Origin of the sequence: Dactylosporangium maewongense, assembly GCF_039531485.1 — a bacterium.
Taxonomy (GTDB): domain Bacteria; phylum Actinomycetota; class Actinomycetes; order Mycobacteriales; family Micromonosporaceae; genus Dactylosporangium; species Dactylosporangium maewongense.
On record NZ_BAAAQD010000001.1, the window covers coordinates 681,630 to 700,519 of the forward strand.

Here is an 18,890-nt window from a genome sequence, read left to right on the forward strand (position 1 = left end):
CACCTCCGCTGCGCTTCGGCGCCGGACCGAGCCGAACCTGCGCCCATGATGAGCAGCCACTCCGCTGCGCTCCGGCCTGCTCATTGCCCCTCCACCAAGTACCGGTGCACCAGTGAGACCGCCATCGCGCCTTCGCCGACCGCCGATGCGACCCTCTTCACCGAGTCTGCGCGCACGTCACCCGCGGCGAACACTCCCGGGACGCTCGACTCCAGGTGATAGGGGTCACGGCCGAGCGCCAGATGGTCGCCGCTCGCGGCGACGTCCGGCCCGGTCAGCACGAACCCGCGGGCGTCGCGCTGCACCACGCCCTCCAGCCAGTCGGTGCGGGGCTCCGCGCCGATGAAGATGAAGAGCCAGGAGCTGTCGACGGTCCGCTCGGCGCCGCCGTCGACCGGCCGCAGCGTGAGCCGCTCCAGGTGCTCGTCGCCGTCGGCGCCGACGATCTCCGTGCACGGGTGGACCTCGATCGTCGGGACCGCCGCGATCTGCTCGATCAGGTACCGCGACATCGACGCGTCCAGGTTGGGGGCACGGACGACGAGGTGGACGCGGCGCGCGTACCGGCTGAAGAACATCGCGGCCTGCCCGGCCGAGTTGGCCCCGCCGACGATGTAGACGTCCTGGTCGGAGCAGCTCGGCGCCTCCGTCGACGCGGAGCCGTAGTAGACGCCCCGGCCGTGGAACTGCTCCAGACCCGGTGCACGCAGCCGCCGGTACGCGACCCCGGTGGCCAGGATGACGCTGTGCGCCGCGATCGTCGTGCCGTCCTCGAAGTGCAGGACCCGCGCCGAGCCCTGCACCGCCAGGCGGGTGACCTTGCACGCGGTGAGCAGCTCGGCGCCGAACTTCACCGCCTGCCGGCGGGCCCGGTCGGTGAGCTGCGCGCCGGACACGCCGTCGGGGAAGCCGAGGTAGTTCTCGATCCGGCTGCTCTGCCCGGCCTGCCCGCCCGTCGCCCGCTCCTCCAGCAGCACGGTGCGCAGCCCCTCGGAGGCGCCGTAGACGGCCGCGCCGAGACCGGCGGGCCCGCCGCCGACGACGACGAGGTCGTAGAAGTCGGACGCGGGCGTCGTGGTCAGGCCCACCTGCACCGCCAGCTCGGCCTCACCCGGCGCGACCAGGGTCTTGCCCTCCTGGGTGACGACGAGCGGGACGTCGGCCTCGGTCAGCCCGGCCGCCGTCAGCAGCCGCTGCCCTTCGTCGTCGTCGGTGGTGTACCAGCGGTACGACACCATGTTGCGGGCCAGGAAGTCCCGCACCTTGAACGACGGCGCCGACCACCGGTGCCCGACGACCTTCACGTCGGCGACCGGCCGGTCGGGGGCGGCCTTCCACGCCTCGAGCATGGCGTCGATCACCGGGTACAGCTTCTCCTCCGGCGGGTGCCACGGCTTGAGCAGGTAGTGGTCGAGGTCGACGACGTTGATCGCCTGGATCGCGGCGTCGGTGTCGGCGTACGCGGTCAGCAGCACCCGCCGGGCGCGCGGGAACAGGTCCATCGCGGCCTCGAGGAACTGCAGGCCGGTCATGTTCGGCATGCGGTAGTCGGCGAGCAGCACCGCGACCTGCTCGCCGCGCAGCTTCAGCTCCTTGAGCGCGTCCAGGGCCTCCTGACCGGAGTCGGCGCGGATGATGCGGTAGTCCTCGGCGTACTGCTTCCGGAGATCACGGGCGACCGCCCGGGACACCGCGGGATCGTCGTCCACGGTCAAGATCGCTGGCTTGGCCATGGACCCAATCCAACCACGGGTTTCCTCGATCGCCCATTGGATACTGTGTGCTCCGTGAGCAACCCGTGTGAGCACCTCGACCAGATCCACGACGTCCAGCCCAGCGCGGACGGCTGCGAGGACTGCCTCGCCGTCGGCGGCCGCTGGGTGCACCTGCGGCTGTGCCTGACGTGCGGGCACGTCGGCTGCTGCGACTCGTCACCCGCGAAGCACGCCACCGCGCACTACCACACCGGCGGTCACCCGCTGGTCCAGTCCTTCGAGCCGGGTGAGGAGTGGGTGTGGTGCTACGCCGACGACGCCCTGCTCAAGGTCGACGGCCTGCCGTCGCGGTCCCACCCATAGACCGGCGTTTTTTCCGCGTCCTAAAGTAAGTGGATGCGGGTGACGTTCGAAGGCGGCGGCGCGGGCACCGGACCGCTGTCCTGGGGGCAGCTGGACATCTGGCTCAAGATGACCACGCTCGGGCACTCCCTGGCGATGGGCGGGACCCGGCCGCTGCCGCCCGGGACCACGACCGACGACGTCGCCGGCGAGCTGCAGTACCTGATGAGCCGCTACGAGAGCATGCGCACGCGGCTGGTCTTCGCCGGCGACGGGCCGCCGCACCAGGTCGTGCACGGCGCCGGCGCGATCGACCTCGAGGTCCTCGACGACGCCGACCCGGCCGGGGTCGAGGCCCGGTTCCGCGCCGTCCCCTTCGACCACGTCCACGAGTGGCCGGTCCGCATGGCCGTCGTCCGCACCGCCGGCGTGTGCTCCCACGTGGTCCTGATCATGTCGCACCTCGTCATGGACGGCGCCGGCGCGGTGCGGATGATGACCGAGACCGACGCCCGCACCGACACCCCCGTCGAGGGGCACTCCGCGCTCGAGCAGGCCCGGCGGCAGGCGTCACCGGCCGGCGTACGGCAGAACGCGGCCTCGCTGCGGCACTGGGACACCCACCTGCGCGCCATCCCCGACCCGGGCCTCGCCCCGTCCCGCGACGTGCGCACCCCGCGGCACTGGACCGGCGTCCTGCACTCCACGGTCCTGCCGGCGGCGCTGCGCACGGCGGCGCTGCGGGCCGGCGTCGAGCCGGCGCCCGCCCTGCCGGCCGCGTTCGCCATCGCGTTCGCCCAGGTCACCGGCGTCACCGTGGTGCCGGTGCGGCTGATCTCGAGCAACCGCTACCGGGCCGGGCTGGCCGGCGTCGTCGCCCCCGTCTCGCAGATGGGGCTGTGCGTCATCGACACCGCCGACGGCTTCACCGACGTGCTGGACCGCACCCGCCGGGCCGCGCTCACCGCGTACAAGCACGCCTACTACAACCGGCACGACCTCAACGCGGTGATCGCGGGCGTGGTCGCCGACCGGGGGCCGCAGTTCTCCCTGGACGTCAGCCTCAACGACCGGCGCCTCGGCGGCGAGCTGCAGGACGTGCCCCGCCCGGAGCGCAGCGAGTTCGCCTGGGTCGACCGCTCCGACGAGCCGTCCTCGGCGCTGTTCCTGAGCGTCGACGGCTCCGACGAGGCGGTGGAGATCACGATGTACGTCGACAGCCACCTCATGGCCCCTTCCGAGGCCGAGGCGCTGCTGTGGGCGATGGAGTCGATCGCGGTCGCCGCGGCGTCGTCGTCTTCTGAATCGTCCGGGCCTTCGGAGTCTTCTGGGTCTTCGGTGTCTCCGGACGTGCCGCATGTCGAGGAAGCCGTGGTGGCTCCGACCTCCTCGTGACAGCGTCACCGTCGCGTACCCGAGGAGAACCATGCGTTTCGAGGACCACTGCGGGTGGATCGTCGCCCAGACCGAGCTGCTCGTCGACGGCCTGCACGGCGCGTCCCTGACCGCGCCCGTGCCGTCGTGCCCCGACTGGACCCTGGGCGCGCTGCTGCGGCACATCGGCGGCGGGCACCGGTGGGCCACCGAGATCGTCCGGACCAGGGCGACCGGGTTCCTGCCCGACGGCATCGTCCGCGACGTCGCCGGCGACGACACCGGACCCGTCCCGGCGGCGTGGCTGCTCGACGGCGCCCGCGAGCTCGCCGGCGCGCTGCGCCAGGCCGGCCCGGACGCGCCGGTGTGGACCCCGTTCGACCTGGGCGGCATGCCCTTCTGGGCGCGCCGCTTCGCCCACGAGACGCTCATGCACCGGGCCGACGCGACCCTGGCCGCCGCGGTGCCGTTCGCGGTGTCGGCGGACGTCGCCACCGACGCGCTCGACGAGTGGATGGCGCTCGACGCGCACCCGATCCACTTCGACCTCACCCCCGGCAAGCGGGCCGTCCTCGGCCCCGGCCGCACGCTGGCGCTGAGCGCGGACGACCTGCCCGCGGCGTGGTTCGTCGACCTGACCGGGGACGTCAACACCTGGCGCCGCGGCGGCGGACCCGCGGCCGTCACCGTCCGGGCGCCGGTCCAGGAGCTGTTGCTGCTGGTGTACCGGCGCCGCGACGCCGACGGTCTGGCGATCGACGGCGACGCCGGGGTGCTGCGCCACTGGCTGGATCACATCGCCTTCGGATGAGCTACGGCTCCTCCACCTCCAGGCTGCCGTTGACCCGCAGCTTGCGGCGGGCCCGTTCGTAGAACGTGGTGTACCCGAGGCGCACCACCTTCGCCGCGGACGGGACCGCCGACACCGTGAGCATGTCGCCGGCCTGCAGCTCGCCGCCGAGGATGCCGTCGACCTCCACCACCAGCCGGCCGCTGGTCGGCAGCAGCTCCAGGTCGAGGTCCTCGTCGGGCGAGAGGACCATCGCCCGGTTGAACGCGGAGTGCGCCGCCGCCGGCACGACCAGGATGCCCTCGACGTTGGGCGAGACGATCGGCCCGCCGGCGGAGAAGCTGTAAGCGGTCGACCCGGTCGGCGTGGCGACGATGAGCGCGTCCGCGGAGTACCGCACGAACGGGTAGCCCTGCATCGAGATGCCGACCGCGGCGAGGCCCTGCCCCGGCACCCGCACCAGCGCGATGTCGTTGAAGGCGGTGACGTCCGTGCCGTCGGGCAGCCGGGTGCGGATCGCCATGCGCGGCTCCACGGTGTACCGGTGGGCGTCGATCGAGCTCAGCGCCGCCGGCAGGTCCTCGACGGCGACCTCCGCGAGGAACCCGAGCCGCCCCAGGTTGACCCCCAGCACCGGCGTCGGCTTACCGGACAGCAGCCGCATGCTGCGCAGCATCGTGCCGTCGCCGCCGAGGCTCACGACCAGCGACGCCCGGCTGACCAGCTCGTCGGCGTCGACCGCGACGGCGGTGCAGTCGATGCGGTCGACCTCGTCGGGCAGCCCGAGGACCGTCGCCTCGCGGGTCTTCGCCCAGTCGATGATGGCGTCGATCGCCGGCTTCGAGTCGCGGCGGGGGTGCAGGACCAGCCCGACCGTGTGCACCATGCCCATGCCGCAACTGTACGGCCGGTCACAGCCTGGCGGGCTCGCGACGCCTGGCGGGTGCGGCGGGGCGGGCTCGCGATGCGCGGCGGGGTGCGGCGGTCAGAGCCTGGCGGGCTCGCGATGCGCGGCGGGTGCGGTCGTCTCCGTCCGGGTCCGCAGCGACCCCACCACGAGGGCGGCGGCGACGAGCAGCACGGCCGGTAGCGGGCCGATCCACGGTACGTGCTCCAGCAGCAGCCCGGCTCCCACCGCCCCGACCGGGATGCAGCCGAGGGGCAGCAGCTGCTGGACGGCCACCACCGGGGTGTCCCCGGGCTCGCGGGTCGCGGTGTGCTGCAGGGCCGCGGCGATGGCGGCGAGGGCGAGCAGCGGCAGCTGGGTGAGGCCGCGTGGGTCGTGCGCGGCGATCATCCAGCCGCCGCAGAGCGTGCAGAGCGCGAGCAGCGCGCCGACGAGGCAGCGGCTCGGGGCGACCCGCCGGGCGAGCAGCGCGGTCCCGCCGTACACGGCCACGGACAGCCCCGCCCGAAGCGCCGTCTCCGGCAGCCGCTGCACCCCCGCCACGCCCAGGACGACCAGGTTGCCGGCCACGACGCCACCGAACACACCGCCGAGAAACAGCAGGCAGATGCCGTCGACGTACCCGACCGAGAGGGCCAGCAACCACTGTGTTCGCCGCATTGCCGACCCGTTCCCAGATCCGCGCGACCCACCCTCACCCGCACCGGGTGAGGATTCTTGCTGTGTGACAAACATGAAACCTGTGGTGCTGAGGGTACGGTCGCTGGGAACGACCACTCGGAAGGAGGCGACAACCACGTGTCGATCGCGCTGCGACTCGCACTGCATCTCCCGCGGGACGCCGCGACGGTGCCCATGGCCCGCCGCCTGCTCGACCAGGCGCTGCGGACCCTCGGCGTCGAACCCACCTGCCGCGACGACATCGGCCTGATCCTCACCGAGGCCTGCGCCAACGTCATCGAGCACGCCCGCGACATCGACGACTACGAGATCAGCATCGAGGTCACCGACGTCCGCTGCGTGATCCACGTCGTGAACGACGGCTCCGTCATCGACCCGGGCCGCCTCGTCCTCGCCACGGAGATGACCACAACCGAGCTCGCCGCCACCGACTTCGCGGTCCTCGACGAGCACGGCCGCGGCCTGCACATCATCCGCGCCCTCGCCGACGAGCTGTACCTCACCCCAGCCACCGCCGGCGGCCTGATCCTCCGAACCGTGACCACCCTGCGCTGGACCGCCGACGCCGAGATCTGGCAACGCCGCTGACCAACCCCGCCCTAGCCGCGCCACCCCGCCCTAGCCGCGCCACCCCGCCCCAGCCGCGCCACCCCGGCCCCACCCCCCGCTCGCCGGCGTGCCAAGCAATGCCGGGCCCGCCCTGCTCAGCCACGTCGCGCCGGGCACCCGGGCCGCCGCGGACGGCCTGATCCTCCAGGTCGCGACCACGCTGTGGTGGACCGCCGGCGCTGAGGTCCGGCAACGCCGCTGAGCACCCAGATCGGCCGCGTCGCGCCGGGCACCCGGGCCGCCGTGGACAGCCTGATCCTCCAGACCGGGACCGCCCGGCGCCGGACCACTGACGCCAAGATCTGGCAACGCCCCGGGGCTGGACCGCTGACACCAAGATCTGGCAACGCCGCTGACTGACCACCCGGCTCGGCCGCGCCGCGCCGGGCGCCCTGGCTGCCGCGGCGGCCTGATCCTCCAGGCTGTGGCCACCCCGGCGGTGGACCATCGGCGCGAGGTCAGCGGTGCTGCTGACCAACTAGACCCAGCCGCATGCTGTTCACCACCCAGATCCAGCCGCGTCAGGCCGGGTCCGATCCGCCCGGCTGTGCCACGCCGGCCCCGACCCGTGACCGCCGCCGACGCGGCCCGCCGCCCGGAAGTGCCCGCGACCCGATTCGCGCTCCGTGTCACCGGCCCCACGCATCGCTCTGTGTCACCGGCCCCACGCATCGCTCCGTGTCACCGGCCCCGCGCATCACGCGCACGGCCGGCGGCGGGCGCCCCGTGCTCGTTGGCCAGCACGAGACGGATCCCGCACCGTATGCCGCCGTCCGACCGTGCCCGCGACGTACCGTATGCCGCCGTCCGACCGTGCCCGCGACGAGCCGTGACGAGGTCCGCGAGTAGCCCGGAGGTGCTGCGGATAGTCCAGACGCGGGGCTGGTGTTGCCCCACTGCGGGACGTGGGATGCAGCCCCGCTGCTGGACGCGCGCGTGATGCGCGAGGGCGGGCGGCACGTCGGCGGCGGTCACGGGTCGGGGGTGGGTGGTGGCACGTCTAGGCGTTGGTGGATGGCGCTACCGGAGCGGCGCCGACCGCTTCACTAAGCACCGTAACGCATACCACCTAATTGATCTTCGCAGGCGTAGCACCAGCGTCACCAAGTGTAAGAGTAGCGGGTCAGGCGGGGTGGCTCAGTTGCTGGATGCGGATGAGGTTGCCGGCGGGGTCGCGGACGGCGCAGTCGCGGACGCCCCAGTGCTGGTCGGTCGGCTCCTGGACGATGTCGGCGTCGTGCTTCTGGAGGCGTTCGAACAGGCTGTCGAGGTCGTCGGTGGCGAGGTTCACGCCGGAGTACGTGCCCTTGGCCATCATCTCGGTGATGGTGCGGCGCTCGTCGTCGGTGACGCCGCTGCCGGGGACCGCGACGGGCTCCAGGACGAGCGACGTGCCGGGCTGGCCGGCGGGGCCGACGGTGATCCAGCGCATGCCCTCGTAGCCGGTGTCGCCGCGGACCTCGAAGCCGAGGACGTCGCGGTAGAATGTCAGGGACGCGTCCGGGTCGGTGTGCGGCAGGAACGATGAGTGAATGACGATGTCCATGCCGGTCACGCTATGTGAGAACGGGATGCGTCTGCTTCTTGATTCCTGACCAGATGCGAGACCGCCGGAGCGGCGGCCCTGGCCGGGAATCAAGGCCGGGAATCAAGGTCGGGAATCAAGAAGGATGGCGGACCGGACGGGTCGCCTGCTTCGCGACGCACGGGGACATGCCGTCCGTGGTCGAAGCGGCGCGGGCCCGGTAGGCGCTCGGCGGCATCCCGACCAGCTCGGTGAACCGGGTGCTGAACGTGCCCAGCGACGAGCAGCCGACGGCGAAACACACCTCGGTGACGCTGAGGTCGCCGCGGCGCAGCATCGACATCGCGCGTTCGATCCGGCGGGTCATCAGGTAGCTGTACGGCGACTCGCCGTACGCGGCGCGGAACTCGCGGCTGAGGTGGCCCGCCGACATGTGGACGCCGCGGGCGAGGGCCTCCACGTCCAGCGGCTGCGCGTAGTCCCGGTCGATGCGGTCGCGGACGCGGCGCAGCCGGACCAGGTCGCTGAGCTGCTGCGGCGATGGGGGTCTGCCGGTCACGCCCGGAATCGTGCCACAGTGCGGGGGTGCCCGACGCCATCTTCACCCATCCGCGCCTCGCCGCGATCTACGACGCGTTCGACGGCGACCGCTCCGATCTCGGCCTGTACCTGGGCATCGTCGAGGAGTTCCAGGCCGCTCATGTCCTCGACATCGGCTGCGGAACGGGCAGCCTCCCGCACCTGCTGGCGGCGCGCGGCAAGCAGGTGACGGCGGTCGATCCGGCGCAAGCATCACTGGAGGTGGCGCAGGCCAAGACAACGACACCCGGCATCACCTGGATCCTCGGCGACGCGACCACCATCCCAAAAGACACGCCGAAGGCCGACCTGGCCACGATGACCGGCAACGTCGCCCAGGTGTTCCTGGAGGACCGGGACTGGGCCGCGACCCTGCGCGGCATCCACGACGCCCTGCGGCCCGGCGGTGTGCTGGTGTTCGAGACCCGGCGCCCCGAGCGCCGCGCCTGGGAGGGCTGGGCGCGGGACCCCGGGCCGCACACACGTGACGTGCCCGGGGTCGGCGTCGTGGAGGAACGCAGGGCCGTGACCGAGGTCCGGCCGCCGTTCGTGTCGTTCCGCTACACGTACACCTTCCAGAACGGCGAAACGGTGCACTCCGACTCCACGCTCCGCTTCCGCGACCGGGAGGAGGTCACGAGGTCGCTCGACGACGCCGGGTTCACGGTCCTGGACGTGCGCGACGCGCCAGACCGGCCCGGCCTGGAGTACGTGTTCATAGCCGCACGGTGACGGTCTTCGGGCGCTGGTACTCCGCGAGCGCCAGGACGCTCAGGTCGGTGCCGTGCCCGGAGCCGCGCCGGCCCCCGTGTGGCAGCTCCGCGGTCTGCTCCAGGTGACAGTTCACCCACACCTCGCCGCAGTCCAGCAGGCCGGCGACCCGCAGCGACGGACCGACCGCGGTGCCCCATACGCTGGCGGCGAGGGCCTGCGGCACGGAGTTGGCGAGGGCGACCACGCCGTCGAGGTCGTCCGCCGCCTGTACCGTCAGCGCCGGCCCGAACATCTCCTGCGTGACCGCCGGGTCGTCCGGCGGTAGGTCGGCGAGGATCAGGCCGGCCCGCCAGAACCCGTCGGTCTCGCCGGAGCCGACCGCCAGGGCGCCGGAGCGGCGCACACCGGCCGCGGACGAGGAGACGATCGCGTCGAAGCGGGCGAGCTGGGCGGCGTTGTTCAGCGGCCCGAAGTCGGGGCCGGCGCGGCGGGCGAGCATGGCGGCGGCGAGCCCGTCGACGACCTCGTCCAGGTGGGAGCGCAGCGTGATGACGCGGGCCGGGGCGGCGCAGCTCTGCCCGGCGTTGTACGTGCACGCGCCGACCAGCTCGTCGTAGGTGAAGGAGGGCGCGTCGGGCAGGACGACGGCGGCGCAGTTGCCGCCGAGCTCCAGGCTGACCCGGCGCAGCCCGGCCCGGGCGACGACGTCGAGCCCGCCGGCCTGGCTGCCGGTGAAGGCGACCGCGTCGACGTCGGCGCCGACGAGCAGCCGCCCGGTGTCGCGGTCGCCGGGCAGCGCGACCAGCACGCCCGCGCCGAGCGTCGAAGCCGCGTGCGAGGCGAGCAGCACCGCGGTGTCGGGGGTGGTCTCGGCCGGCTTCAGCACGACGGTGTTGCCCGCGGCGAGCGCCGGACCGAGCCGCCACGCCGCCATGAGCAGCGGATAGTTCCACGGTACGATCGCCGCCACGACTCCGAGCGGCTCCCACCGCACCCAGCTCTCCCGGCCGGGGAGGCGGTGCCCGGCGGCCGGGGTGAGGTCGGCGCGGACCGCGCCGGCGTAGAAGCGCAGCACGTCGGCGGCGTTCAGCACCTCCGCCCGGGCGTCCGCGGTCGGCTTCCCGGTGCCCGCGACCTCGGCCGCGACGTACGCGTCGAGGTGCTGCTCGATGAGCGCGACCAGCGCGAGGAGCCGGTGCGAGCGCTCCTTCGCGGTCAGTCCGGCCCAGGCGGGCAGGGCGGCGCGGGCGGCGGCGACGGCCGCCGACACCTCGGCGGGGCCACCGCAGTCCAAGCGGCTGCGGATGTGGCCGGTGCGCGGGTCGGGAAGGTCAACGAAGTTCACACGACATCGTAGGCACGCAGCCAGAGCTCGAGCGTGAGCACCAGCCACACCTTGCCGCCCTGGCGGGGCAGCAGCGCACCCTCGCCGCGCAGCCAGGCGCGGATCGTGACGGGGTCGAACAGGCCGCTGGTGCGGCTGCCGAGCAGCACGTCGTCGGCGAGTTCCTTCAGCGGCCCGCTCAGCCACTGCTGGACCGGCACCCGCATGCCGCTCTTGGGGCGGTCGATGATGGTCGCCGGCAGCAGGTCCCGGACCGCCTCTTTCAGGATCCATTTCTCGTCGGTACCGGCGAGCTTCAACCTCGGCGGGACCGTGAACGCGTGGTCGATCACCTGGCGGTCGAACAGCGGCGCGCGCCCCTGCAACCCGCGCGCGGCGGTGAGCCGCTCGACCTTCGTGAGGATGTGGTGGGCGCCCTTGGTGCGCAGGTTGCAGTGCAGCAGCCGGTTCAGGTGGGAGCGCATCGTGCCGGGGGACAGGTACGGCGCGACGAAGCGCTCCGGCCCGGGCTCGCCGTCCAGGGCGCGCAGCGTGTCCGCGGTCAGCAGCGCCGGCAGGTCGCCGTAGCACTTGCGGTAGGAGCGCAGGTACGCCAGCGGCCGCGCGTCCGGGGACGGGTCGTCGCGGTGCAACTCGTACAGCAGCATCGGCAGGTTCTTCGGGCCGCCGAAGACCGGGTCGCCGCCCTCGCCGTTGAGCACGACCCGCATCCCGTCGTCGGCGACCGCCTCGGCGAGCATCAGGTTGGGCACGGTCAGCGGGTCGCCGACGGGGCTGTCCAGCAGCGCGACCGTGTCCGCGAGCCGCGCCGCGACCGCCTCGCCGGAGACGCTGAGGATCTGGTGGCGGGTGTTGCAGTGGGCGGCGACGAGCCCCGAGTACGCCAGCTCGTTCGGCAGCTCATGACCGAAGCTGATGCTGTACGTGCGGACCTCCTGGTCGTGCAGCTTCGCCGCGAGCGCGGTGACGAGGCTGCTGTCGACGCCGCCGGACAGCAGGACCGCGGCGGGTTCGGCCTGCGGCAGGCGCAGGCTCGTCGCCCGCTCCAGCAGCGCCCGCAGCGTCGCGGCGTGCCCGTCGGCGGTGACCGTCTCGTCGATCGCCTCGGTCGCCTCCCAGAACACCTCCTCCCGGACGGTGCCCTCGTGGCCGGCTCCGCCGCGCAGCCGCACGATCCGGCCGGGGAGCACCTCGTGGACGCCGCGCAGGAGCGTCTCGTCGCCGGGCAGGTATGCGAACGTGAGGAACGACCGCACGGCGGCGAGGTTGAGCCCGGTGCCGAGGTCCGGCCAGTGCCGCAGCGCCCGCAACGACGTCGACACGGCCCAGGTGCCGGACCCGGACCGGGCGTGGAAGGCGGTCCGCGCCCCGACGTGGTCGCGGACGACGACGAGGTCGGTCCCGTCGGCGACGACCAGGACGAACATGCCGTCGGCCGCGCGGACGCCGGCGGCGCCGAGCCGGGCGTACACCCGCAGCAGCAGCGCACCGTCGGGGGTCTCCGGCGGTGCGGGGTCGCCGGCCTTCGCGAGGGCGGCGAGCAGCTCGGCCCGGTTGTGCAGGACGACCTCGCCGACGGCGCGCAGGTCACCGGCGGCGAACGGCCCCTCCGCGAACCCCGGCTCGCCGTCGACGATGCCGAGCGTGACCGGCCCCGCCGAGGCGACCGGCCGGGCGCCGAGCCCGGTCAGCGCCTGCGGGTCACCGAGTGTCGCCGCGATGCGTGCCACGGGGTCCTCCTGTCCGTTCCCTGTTGCTGTTCCTGCGGCTCAGCTTCCTGCGGCTCAGCCTTCCGCGGCTCAGCCGAAGTCGTCGTCGGAGCCGCTGTCGCCGTCGTGGTCGTCGGACCAGCTGCCGGAGTCGCCCCCGTCGTCGCCGCCGTCGCCGGAGGAGGACTGCTGTTGCTGCTGGGCCTGGCGGCGCAGCTCCTCCTCCTCGATCGGCGACATCATCAGCGGCGGCGCGACGACCGCGCCGAGCAGCGCGCCGGCGCCGACCGCGGCGAGGATCGCCCCGGTGCGGCCGCCGAACGAGGTGCGGTTCACCGTCAGCGTGCCGTCGCCCCAGGCGGTGCGGCCGTAGCCCTGGTCGCGGCCGTACACGACCTGGCCGGTGCTGTAGGTGCGCTTGATGATGCGGTTGCCGAGGATCTCGTCGATGCCGCTGCGGCCGGAGTTGTCCTGCCACTGCACGTAGTGGTCGCCGGCGCGGCGGCGCCACTCCTCCCGGCCGTCGGCGAAGCGGCGATGGACGCTGCGGTCGCTGAGCAGCTCGTCGGTGAACTGGATCTCCCGGTAGTGGCTCACAGCTCTCCTGTCATGCGGCGGGCCAGGTCATGAAGCCCGCGGCCTGCAGCTGCCGGAGGCGGGCGGATCGGCGGCGCGTCCGGGACTGCCCCCGGACCAGGCGGTGCACGGTGCGCAGCAGGCGGGCCGGGTTGACGGCGGCGACCTCGACGGTGTGCCCGGCCCGCAGCCGGCGCACCTCCCACGGCTCCAGCCCCGCCGGCGCGTCCAGGTCCACGGCGGTGGCGCGCGGGCCGGTGGTCAGGTGCAGCGCCGCGGCGTGCACCGGTCGCAGCCCCAGCGGGTGGACGCGCAGCGCGCCGGCCCACTCGCGGACGGTGTCGACGGTCGCGTACCCGGCGGCGCTCGCGTCGTGCAGGACGAAGACGGCCGCGTCGCCGGTACGCCGCAGCGCGTCGGTCAGGCGCGGGTCGAGCGGCAGGTCCCGCTCCGCGAACACCGGGCACGCCGACTCCATGTGCAGCTCGTTGGCGAGCAGCATCCCGGCGATCGCCGCGTCCTGGCAGACGAGGAGCCGGGGGAGGCCGTAGTCGTACAGGTCGGGCACGTCGTCGCCGGGCACGGCCGTCCGCCCGGCGGGATCGTCCAGGAGACCCGGGACGGGGCCGTGCCGGTCCAGCGCCGCGACGAACCGGGCGTAGCCGACGGGCGCGGGCAGCGTGAACCGCAGCCGGCGCGGCAGCCGGTGCAGTGGCAGCAGCCCCCGGCACACCTCGTAGTACAGCTGCCGGCGGGTGAACCGGATCCGTCCCGGCGCCCCGGCCCGCACCGCCGCCGACGCCAGCGCCCGGTCGACGGCGCTCACTCGCCCGGCCACGTCATGAAGCCGACCGCCATCGCGGCCTTCTCGTCACGGTCGGGCCCGGTGGACGTGCGCAGGTGCTCGGCGACCTTCTTGACCCGGGCCAGCAGCTGCGCCGGGCGCAGCGCCGCGACCGGCGACGACCAGCCCTCGCCGAGCCAGCCCAGCTCCTTCGGCGTGAGGTCCGTCTGCGCCTTCAGCCACGCGACCCGCTCCGGCTGCCGGGCCTTCGTGCGCAGCTTGAACGGGTCCTTCGTCGCGAGCACGGTCCGCGGCCGCAGGCCCAGGTCGACGACCCGCCGGCCGCGCAGCTCGTGGCGGGTGGTCGCGAGGAACACCTCACCGTCGAGGCTCGCGTCGCGCAGCACCGCGACCGGGACCGACGGCGGCAGCGCAGCCACGTTCGCGGCGAGCGCGGCGTTGAAGTAGCGCTCGACCTCGTTGACGCGCAGGCAGGCGAGCACGGACGGGTCCGGGGACAGGATCGCGAACGCCGGCTGCTGCGGCGGCGGCCCGGGCCGCACGTGCGCCTCGTCGATGATCCCGCCGGGCGGCTTCAGGTAGATCCGGCTCCAGCCGCCGAGGATCTCCTTGCGAAACTGGTCCAGCGGCATCTTCACGGCGACCTCGCGCTTGAAGACGCCGACCAGCCGCAGCACGACGATCACGATACCGATGGTGAGCAGCGCCCCGCCGACGATCGCGAGCGGCAGCACGTCACCGAAGACGCCGACGGCGAGCAGGACGGCGCCGAGCAGCAGCGGCACGACCACGCCGCAGCCGGCGGTGCCGTCGGTGGCGGCCTTGTTGGTCTTGCGGGCGGCCGCGTACCAGAGCTGCGTCACCGTGTACCAGTGGTTGTCCTCGCTGAGCTTCCCGGTGAGCCGGCGCACCTTCACGTCGTGCAGCGCGAGCGGGTTGTCCTTCGGGTCGAACACGAACGACTTCCGGCACTTGCCGCACGTCTTGCCGGTGCGTTCGGTGCGCTTCAGGTTGGCGGTGCAGTGCGGGCAGATCATGCCGGTCCCTCCAGACGCACGGCGAGACGGCGGGCGGCCCGGGCCGCCCGCTCCCGCAAGGTCATCCCACCCGGTGACGGCGCCTCGCCGACGGCGCGCAGCGCCTTGGCGAGGGCCGGATAGTCCAGCTCGCTGTGGTGCGGCGGCTCCGCGGTCGCGCGGCGCTCCGCCTCCTCGGCGGTGATCGCGTAGTCCTCGTGGTCGATGCCGAAGCCGGTGTTGGCGGCGAGGATCAGCAGCCGGCCGTCGCCCCGGTTGATGAACGAGTGCGGCAGCAGCGCCGGGATGCGGAGCATGACGCCCGGCGTCAGCCGCACCGTCACCGCCTCCTGCCGCTCGTCGTCGTAGAGCCCGCACGCCGCGTAGCCGAGGCTCAGCACGAAGTGCTCCCCGCCGTGCGCGTGCGGTGTGAACGCGCTGTGCCCCCGCATCAGGCCCAGCTTGTAGGTCGCGTTGCTCGGCCGCTCCGGCGACGTCAGCGCGTCGCCGATCAGATACCGGGCGTGCTGCCCGCTGTCGATGAACGGCAGCAGCTCGGCCGGGTCGAGCAGGTCGCCGCGGCCCGTCCGGGACGTCAGCAGCGCCGTGCCGTCGGCCGTCAGCGAGTACACCTCGACCCCGGCCGGGAGTCCGCCGTCGCCGTTCACTGAGCCCTTCACACTGGGCACTGTACGAAACGCGAACACCCCGCGCACTAAGCTGTCCGGCCGGTGACCGGGGGATGCCACTCACGTGAACGGGGGTTGCCTGTGCGGCGCTACGGGGTGCCGGCGGACATGATCGAAGAGGCCACGCGGCTGCGCCTCGCGGGTGACTGGCGCGGCGCCTGCGCGGTGGCGAACGTCGCCGTCGAGCTGGACCTGGCGGCCGTCGCCGCCCGGCACGGCGCGGACGTCGCCGGGCGGGTCGCCGACGACCTCGCCCACCTGGTGCCGGACCTGCTGCGCTGGCACCTGCCGCTCAGGCCCGAGCCGCTCAACGGCGCCCGAGCGGTGACGCCGCTCGCCCTGTACGAGGGCGGCGTCGGCCTGACCGTGCACGGCCCGGACGTGACCGACCAGCCGCAGCGGCTGCGGCTGCGCGCCGAGCCGGTCGCCGCCGGGCACGTCGAGCAGGGCCTGCACCTGAACCGGGAACGCTGGGACGACCGCCACACCACCGAGCTGCTGGCCCGCTGCGGCGGCCGCACCCGGCTGCCGTTCTTCAACGCCGCCGGGACCCCGCTGCCCGTGGTGGAGCTCGGCCGCGACGACCACGAGGGCCGCTCCGAACGCGCCACGCAGCTGCTCGCGAAGGGGCGGGTCGCGGAGGCGTGGGACGAGGCCGGGTTCGACGTCGACGCGCCCGAGCACCTGCTGCGGCACTACCGGCCCGGGCTCACGATGCTCGCCGAACGGGCCCGCCACCTGGCGGAGAGCACCGGCGCCGACGTCGTCCTGGCGCCGATGCCGTCGTTCCTCGGGATGCTGCTCGACCGTCTCGACGGGCCCCGCCCCCGCGTGCGGGTCGTGCCCACCCACAGCGGCCCGCCGGCGGGCGTGCCCGCGCTGCCCCGCGCCGCCCAGCACTGGCCGGCCGTCCTCGACGAGCTGCGCGGCGGCGAGCTCGACCCGGCGCAGCTGCACCCGCTCGTCGGCGCGGCGCTCTTCCCGGCCCGCGGCACGCTTTTGTCGGCCCGCGGCGCTCCGACGATGCCGGCGCCTCCGCGGCTGCCCGGGCCGGTGGAGCTCAGCTGCGGCGGCACGTGGCATCAGGTCGCCGTCCGCGACGGGACGCTGCACGTGCCGCACCCGCCGGAGGAGCTGACCCGCGAGCTGGCCCTGCAGGCCCTCGCGGGCCGGGTCGAGCCGGGCTGCGCGGTCGCCGTCCGCGGTTGGCGGACCGGCGGGGGCTGGCTGCCGACGCCGCTGCTGAAGCTGCGGTCACAGCTGCTGGCGTACGTCATGCACGGCGAGGCGACCGCGGTCGAGGCGCTTCTGGACGAGGGCCTGGACCCGAGGCTGCTGGACGCGCACGGCCGGACCCTCGTGCACCTGCTGCCGTGGCTGTTCCCCGCCGGCGCGCGGCTGCGGGTCCTGGACCGGCTCCTGGCCGCCGGCCTCGACGCCGGCGCCCGCGACCGGCTGGGCCGCACGCCGCTGCACTTCGCGGTCCGCCGCGGCGCGTCGCCGACCCTCCTCCGGGCGCTCCTCGCCGCAGGCGCCGACCCCGCCGCCGCGGACCACGCCGGCCAGACCCCGGTGGACGCCGCGCCGACGCCGGAGGTGGCCCGCCTCCTGACCGGGTTTTCTGTCGTACCCCCGCGGTAGGTTCTGGGCATGACGGGGATCGATTACGCGCACCGGGTCCGCCCCACCGGCGGGCCGTTGTGGCTCAGCAGCTGCCCACGCCGAAGTCGAGCACGACCCGGGCCGTGCCGCCTGGCCAGGTGACCTCGACCGGCAGGCAGACCGCCTCCCGCACCGCGAAGCCGCCGGCGAACTCGCTCGTGGGCGGGTCCGACGCGGCGCCGCAGGCGGCGAAGGAGACGGTGTCGTCGAGGCCGTTGCGGTAGGTGAGGGCGGCGACCGCACGCCGCGCGGCCGGCACGGTGACCGTCGCGGGTGTGCCGCCGCGCAGCCGCAGCGCCACCTTGAACCGGCGCCAGCCCTGCGCGTCCGGGGTCCGTTCCGCGAAGGCGGCCCGGTCGCCCCAGAGGTAGTCGAGCGCCCCGAACGCGGCCGGCCCCGCCACGGGCGCCGCGCGCCACGCGTCGCCGCCCAGCCCGACGCTGACCAGGCTCGCGCAGTCCCGCTGGGCCACCGGCGCCACGGAGACGGACGCGGGCGCTGCGGAGACGGGCGGCAGCGCCGTGGAGACGGACGCCGGTGCCACGGAAGCGGTCGGCGCCGGCCACGGATCCGGCACCGGTGCGGTGGTGCACGCCGACAGCAGCAGCACGCCGCCCAGCGTCACCACCCGCACCCACCGCAGCGGCAGCGCGCCGGCCACCGCCGCCGTCCGCGTCGGTCCCGGCGGCAGTGTGCCGGTCAGCGTCGCTGTCGGTCTCAGCGGTTGTGTGCCGGCCGGCGCTGTGACCCGCGTCCGTGTCGGCGTCGGCCCTGCCGTCCGCGCCGCCGTCCGCGTCGGTCTCAGCGGTTGTGTGCCGGCTGGCGCTGTGACCCGCGTCCGCCCCGCCGTCGGCCCCGCCGTCTGCGTCGGTCCTGGCGTCAGTGTGCCGGCCGGCGTGGCAGTGGGTGTCGGTCTCAGCGGCTGTGTGCCGGCTGGCGCTGTGACACGCGTCCGTGTCCGGGTCGGCCCTGCCGTCTGCGCTGCCGTCCGCGTCGGTCTCAGCGGTTGTGCGCTGGCCGGCGCTGTGACCCGCGTCCGCCCCGCCGTCCGCGTCGGTCCTGGCGGCAGTGTGCCGTCCCGCGTTGCTGTCGGTGTCGGTCTCAGCGGCTGTGTGCCGGCCGGGGCTGTCACCCGCATCCGCGTCCGCGTCGGTCTCGGCGGCAGCGCGCCGGCCCGCGCCGCCGTCCGTGCCGGCGTCTGCGTCGGTCCTGGCGGCTGTGTGCCGGTCGGCGTGGCGGTGGGTGTCGGTCTTGGCGGCTGTGTGCCGGCCGGCGCTGTCACCCGCGTCCGGGTCGGCGTCGCTCTCGGCGGCTGTGTGCGGGTCGGCGTCGCTGTCCGTGTCGGCGTCAGCGGCTGTGTGCCGGCCGGCGTTGCCACCTGCGTCGGCGTCGGTGGTGGTGGGCCGGCCGGCGTTGCCGTCCGTGTCGGGGCAGGGCTGCTTGCGGCATCCATACCCGTGCAGAATCCCGGCGGGGGACGGTGGTTCCCGTGGAGGTGTCAGGTGGTCGGGTCCGGGGGTGACGTGGGGGCGTGGCGGTGGGTGGCCACGATGAAGAAGGCGACGGTGAGCAGCGCCGACCAGGCGGCGTCCAGGGCGAACTCCAGCCTGATCCAGTCGTCGCGGAGTTCGGCGAAGTCGACGTACACCTCGACCATCTTCCGCGCCACCAGCACGAGGAAGCCGAGCAGCGCCGGCCAGAACGCCTTGCCGAGCCGGCGCCGGAGCGTCAGTGTGAGGGCCGTCCCGATGACTCCGGCGACGGCGGGCGGCTCGAACAACAATGTGAACCCGAAGAGGGCGAAGAATGTCTCTGTCATGCGCGGCACCGTAGAAGGCGCCGTCCAGTCACG

General features: G+C 74.0%; 20 protein-coding genes. 7 read left to right on the plus strand and 13 right to left on the minus strand.

Annotation, left to right across the window (positions count from 1 at the left end; genetic code table 11):
* Positions 1-80: 80 nt before the first annotated feature.
* The gene (locus ABD332_RS02880) at positions 81-1,733 is read right to left on the minus strand and encodes an NAD(P)/FAD-dependent oxidoreductase (protein WP_344499172.1); all 1,653 of its coding nucleotides are present in this window, start codon (positions 1,731-1,733) and stop codon (positions 81-83) included.
* 54 nt (positions 1,734-1,787) lie between these two features.
* Here ABD332_RS02880 and ABD332_RS02885 point away from each other — a divergent pair, with 54 nt between their 5' ends.
* Genes ABD332_RS02885 through ABD332_RS02895 form a run of 3 tightly spaced genes read left to right on the plus strand, consistent with a single transcriptional unit; the run spans position 1,788 to position 4,242 of the window.
* Positions 1,788-2,078, plus strand: coding sequence for a UBP-type zinc finger domain-containing protein (locus tag ABD332_RS02885; RefSeq protein ID WP_344499174.1), 291 nt, complete (start codon positions 1,788-1,790; stop codon positions 2,076-2,078).
* Between the two features lie 33 nt (positions 2,079-2,111).
* Positions 2,112-3,452: a condensation domain-containing protein gene (locus tag ABD332_RS02890; RefSeq protein ID WP_344499176.1), complete on the plus strand. Its 1,341-nt coding sequence runs from the start codon at positions 2,112-2,114 to the stop codon at positions 3,450-3,452.
* A gap of 31 nt (positions 3,453-3,483) precedes the next feature.
* A complete protein-coding gene (locus tag ABD332_RS02895; protein ID WP_344499178.1) occupies positions 3,484-4,242 on the plus strand; it encodes a maleylpyruvate isomerase family mycothiol-dependent enzyme in 759 nt (252 codons plus the stop codon).
* 1 nt (position 4,243) lies between these two features.
* Here ABD332_RS02895 and ABD332_RS02900 read toward each other — a convergent pair whose 3' ends face one another.
* Both ABD332_RS02900 and ABD332_RS02905 read right to left on the minus strand, forming a co-directional pair.
* Positions 4,244-5,113 (minus strand): NAD(+)/NADH kinase, encoded by an 870-nt coding sequence (locus ABD332_RS02900; protein ID WP_344499180.1) that lies wholly within the window; start codon positions 5,111-5,113, stop codon positions 4,244-4,246.
* A 93-nt stretch (positions 5,114-5,206) separates the two neighbouring features.
* Positions 5,207-5,788 (minus strand): DUF1275 family protein, encoded by a 582-nt coding sequence (locus ABD332_RS02905; protein WP_344499182.1) that lies wholly within the window; start codon positions 5,786-5,788, stop codon positions 5,207-5,209.
* A gap of 138 nt (positions 5,789-5,926) precedes the next feature.
* Between ABD332_RS02905 and ABD332_RS02910 the strand changes: the two genes are divergently transcribed.
* Positions 5,927-6,397 carry an ATP-binding protein gene (locus tag ABD332_RS02910; protein WP_344499184.1) on the plus strand — a complete coding sequence of 157 codons (471 nt, stop codon included), beginning with the start codon at positions 5,927-5,929 and terminating at the stop codon, positions 6,395-6,397.
* Between the two features lie 88 nt (positions 6,398-6,485).
* Positions 6,486-6,620, plus strand: coding sequence for a hypothetical protein (locus ABD332_RS02915; protein ID WP_344499186.1), 135 nt, complete (start codon positions 6,486-6,488; stop codon positions 6,618-6,620).
* 921 nt (positions 6,621-7,541) lie between these two features.
* Here the strand turns inward: ABD332_RS02915 and ABD332_RS02920 are convergent.
* Positions 7,542-7,964: a VOC family protein gene (locus ABD332_RS02920; protein WP_344499188.1), complete on the minus strand. Its 423-nt coding sequence runs from the start codon at positions 7,962-7,964 to the stop codon at positions 7,542-7,544.
* Positions 7,965-8,079: 115 nt separating this feature from the next.
* Entirely contained in the window at positions 8,080-8,502 is a 423-nt protein-coding gene (locus ABD332_RS02925; RefSeq protein ID WP_344499190.1) for a helix-turn-helix transcriptional regulator, read from the minus strand.
* Between the two features lie 26 nt (positions 8,503-8,528).
* On the opposite strand from ABD332_RS02925, the gene ABD332_RS02930 reads away from it, so the two are divergent.
* The gene (locus ABD332_RS02930) at positions 8,529-9,254 is read left to right on the plus strand and encodes a class I SAM-dependent methyltransferase (RefSeq protein WP_344499192.1); all 726 of its coding nucleotides are present in this window, start codon (positions 8,529-8,531) and stop codon (positions 9,252-9,254) included.
* Here the strand turns inward: ABD332_RS02930 and ABD332_RS02935 are convergent.
* The 6 genes from ABD332_RS02935 to ABD332_RS02960 form a co-directional block, all read right to left on the minus strand.
* Positions 9,238-10,581, minus strand: a complete 1,344-nt coding sequence (locus ABD332_RS02935; protein WP_344499194.1) for an aldehyde dehydrogenase family protein — start codon at positions 10,579-10,581, stop codon at positions 9,238-9,240. The two genes, ABD332_RS02930 and ABD332_RS02935, sit on opposite strands and share 17 nt — an antisense overlap.
* Positions 10,578-12,311, minus strand: a complete 1,734-nt coding sequence (locus ABD332_RS02940; protein ID WP_344499196.1) for an asparagine synthetase B family protein — start codon at positions 12,309-12,311, stop codon at positions 10,578-10,580. Before ABD332_RS02940 ends, ABD332_RS02935 begins: the two co-directional genes overlap by 4 nt.
* A 69-nt stretch (positions 12,312-12,380) precedes the next feature.
* Positions 12,381-12,887 carry a hypothetical protein gene (locus tag ABD332_RS02945; protein WP_344499198.1) on the minus strand — a complete coding sequence of 169 codons (507 nt, stop codon included), beginning with the start codon at positions 12,885-12,887 and terminating at the stop codon, positions 12,381-12,383.
* A 10-nt stretch (positions 12,888-12,897) separates the two neighbouring features.
* Positions 12,898-13,704 carry a hypothetical protein gene (locus ABD332_RS02950; protein WP_344499200.1) on the minus strand — a complete coding sequence of 269 codons (807 nt, stop codon included), beginning with the start codon at positions 13,702-13,704 and terminating at the stop codon, positions 12,898-12,900.
* The gene (locus tag ABD332_RS02955) at positions 13,689-14,708 is read right to left on the minus strand and encodes a hypothetical protein (protein WP_344499202.1); all 1,020 of its coding nucleotides are present in this window, start codon (positions 14,706-14,708) and stop codon (positions 13,689-13,691) included. The genes ABD332_RS02950 and ABD332_RS02955 overlap by 16 nt, the downstream gene beginning before the upstream one ends.
* The gene (locus ABD332_RS02960; protein WP_344499204.1) at positions 14,705-15,367 is read right to left on the minus strand and encodes a hypothetical protein; all 663 of its coding nucleotides are present in this window, start codon (positions 15,365-15,367) and stop codon (positions 14,705-14,707) included. Before ABD332_RS02960 ends, ABD332_RS02955 begins: the two co-directional genes overlap by 4 nt.
* 117 nt (positions 15,368-15,484) lie before the next feature.
* Here ABD332_RS02960 and ABD332_RS02965 point away from each other — a divergent pair, with 117 nt between their 5' ends.
* Entirely contained in the window at positions 15,485-17,017 is a 1,533-nt protein-coding gene (locus tag ABD332_RS02965) for an ankyrin repeat domain-containing protein (RefSeq protein WP_344499206.1), read from the plus strand.
* A gap of 64 nt (positions 17,018-17,081) precedes the next feature.
* Here the strand turns inward: ABD332_RS02965 and ABD332_RS02970 are convergent, their stop codons facing one another.
* Positions 17,082-17,699, minus strand: coding sequence for a hypothetical protein (locus ABD332_RS02970; protein ID WP_344499208.1), 618 nt, complete (start codon positions 17,697-17,699; stop codon positions 17,082-17,084).
* Positions 17,700-18,536: 837 nt separating this feature from the next.
* The gene (locus tag ABD332_RS02975; RefSeq protein WP_344499210.1) at positions 18,537-18,857 is read right to left on the minus strand and encodes a hypothetical protein; all 321 of its coding nucleotides are present in this window, start codon (positions 18,855-18,857) and stop codon (positions 18,537-18,539) included.
* Between the last annotated feature and the right edge of the window lie 33 nt (positions 18,858-18,890).